This window comes from Pseudomonas sp. P5_A2_2 (assembly GCF_054177685.1).
Genome location: NZ_JBGCUL010000689.1, coordinates 1 through 2,457 on the forward strand (window position 1 = coordinate 1; position 2,457 = coordinate 2,457).

Sequence of the window (2,457 nt, forward strand, 5' to 3'; positions counted from 1 at the left end):
TTATACGGCAATCCACCCACGGGGGGGAGGGGTTACCGACTTATGAGTATTGCACAAGCACACAATGTGCCGATTTCATCAGGAAAACCGACGACCGTCACGGGTCGCTCCAGATCATAGCCGAGCCTGCGTCAATTGTTGTGCAAGGGCATTGAGGGCAATTGCGACAGAAACTGACACCACCTTCATACCTTCCGTAGGATTTTTCCCGGCAGGCCTCAATTTCCTCCAATAACAGCCGAAGTCCTTAGTGACAAAAGTGATTTGTCCGACAATCGCTGCCACAACAAAAGCGATGCCGCACTCAAGGACCCGGGTTGACCAAGAACGTTTACGGCTGCCAATAAACCGCGAGTCATCTGCACTGCGTGGGCCTACAAGAAAATCTGGAGCGCGGATGAACATCAAACAGAAGTTGACCTGGGCGTTTGCAATCATCGCCTGCCTGCCCGTGGTGCTGGTCGCCACCCTCGTTGTGCTGAACCTGCGCAGTGATGCCAGGGACGAATTCATCGACGGCAGTGCCCGCGAGATTCGTCAGGTCAGCAACGCCATGCAATTGTTCTTTGACGGCATCAGCCAGAACGTCGATTACCTGGCCAAACAACCGCTGATCCGAAACTCCGACGACAGCCTCAAGACTTACATGGCCGCCAACGCCGAGAGCGTCCCCCAGGGCGAGGCGGACAAAAAAGTCTTCACCCTGCTCCAGGACCTGGGCAACAGCCACCCGGCCTACGCCTACGCCATCCTCGGCACGGCGGCGGGCGGCTACGTGTCGTGGCCGGATGATCCGAAGTTGAACAATTACGACCCGCGCCAGCGCCCCTGGTACAAGGCCGCCCAGGCCAAACCGGGCAAGCCGTTCCGTACCGAGGCCTATTACTGGGCCCAGGATGACGCGACCTACGTCAGCACCGTGCGCACCATCGACAACAAATTGGGCACCAACGGCGGCGTGGTCAGCATCGACGTTACACTCAAGCAGCTCACCGAGATCGTCAAACAGATCAAGCTCGGTGAAACCGGCTACCTGATGCTGCTGGAAAACACCGGAATGGTGCTGGTGGATCCGAAACAACCGGAACACAACTTCAAACCGCTGAATAGCCTTGGCGACGGCTACGCGCAACTGGCCAAGGCCGGCAAGGGCCTGGTGGAAGTGGAGCTCAACGGTGAGCGCTACATGGCCAACGTCTGGCCGTCAGAGCAACTGGGCTGGACCTTCATCGGCCTGATCAAACAGAACGACGTGATGAGCTCCGCGACCCAGCTGACCTGGTTGATCGCCATCATCGCCGCCGTTCTGGCCGTCATCTTCGCCATCGTCGGCGCCAGTTTTGCCAGCCTCATCGTACGCCCGATCCGCAGCGTGGCCAGCGGCCTGGAAGGCATCGCCCAGGGCGAAGGCGACCTGACCCAGAACCTGCAAATCCGTGGCAACGATGAAACCGCGCAACTGGCCAACTGGTTCAACCAGTTCCTGGCCGCCATTCGCAACCTGATCCAGAACATCGGCGGTGCGGCAGGCAAGATCCTCGCCACGTCCAAGAGTTCGACCCAGGTCTCCAGCGACATGGCCGAAGCCGCCGGACGCCAGCGTGAAGCGGTGGACATGGTCTCCACGGCGTTCCACGAAATGGTCGCCACCGCCAACGAAGTCGCACGTTCTTGCAGCCAGGCAGCGGAATCCGCCGACAGTGGCCAGCGCCAGGCACGTGAAGGTCAGCAACAGATCGATGCGGCGGTGAACAGTGTCGATCGCCTGAGCCAGGAAATCGAACAATCGGCCCAGTCGATGCAACAACTCGAACGTGACAGCAACGACATTCAGTCGATCCTGGGGACCATCCGTTCGATMGCCGAACAGACCAACCTGCTGGCGCTGAACGCCGCAATCGAAGCGGCCCGGGCCGGTGAACAAGGTCGCGGTTTTGCCGTGGTGGCCGATGAAGTGCGGGCCCTGGCCAAGCGCACGGCCGACTCCACGGCGGAAATCGACGGGCTGCTGGGCAACCTGGCCAAACGCACCAGCCAGGTGACCCAGCAGATGCACGCCAGCCTGGAAGTGTCCCAGCAATCGGTGACGCGCATCGGCGAGGCGCGCAACAGCTTCGGGCAGATCCGCGAGTCGGTGGACGTGATCCGCGACATGAACACCCAGATCGCCACGGCGGCGGAACAACAGCATCAAGTGGCCGAAGACATCAATCGGCACATCAGCCAGATCCATGGCGATGCGCAACTGGTGGCAGAGTTGGCCAACTCGGCGCGCCTGGATTCCCAGAGCCTGGCCGGGTTGTCCAGTGAGCTGGACGGGTTGGTGCGCAGGTTCCGTACCTGATTCGCAAAATCACCACTAAACCCTGTAGGAGCGAGCCTGCTCGCGATGGCGGCATATCAGTCAACATAGATGTTGAAGCTGATGGCCCCATCGCGAGCAAGCTCGCTCCCACA

1 protein-coding gene and 1 pseudogene are annotated in these 2,457 nt (G+C 60.1%); both read left to right on the forward strand.

The genetic code is table 11. From position 1 onward, the window contains the following. Nucleotides 1-397: 397 nt before the first annotated feature. Nucleotides 398-1,486 (forward strand): annotated as a pseudogene (locus ACXRVY_RS24305) (cache domain-containing protein); the annotation flags it as partial. A gap of 129 nt (nt 1,487-1,615) precedes the next feature. Further along, nucleotides 1,616-2,344 (forward strand): methyl-accepting chemotaxis protein, encoded by a 729-nt coding sequence (locus ACXRVY_RS24310; RefSeq protein ID WP_457266119.1) that lies wholly within the window; start codon nt 1,616-1,618, stop codon nt 2,342-2,344. The last annotated feature ends 113 nt before the right edge of the window (nt 2,345-2,457 follow it).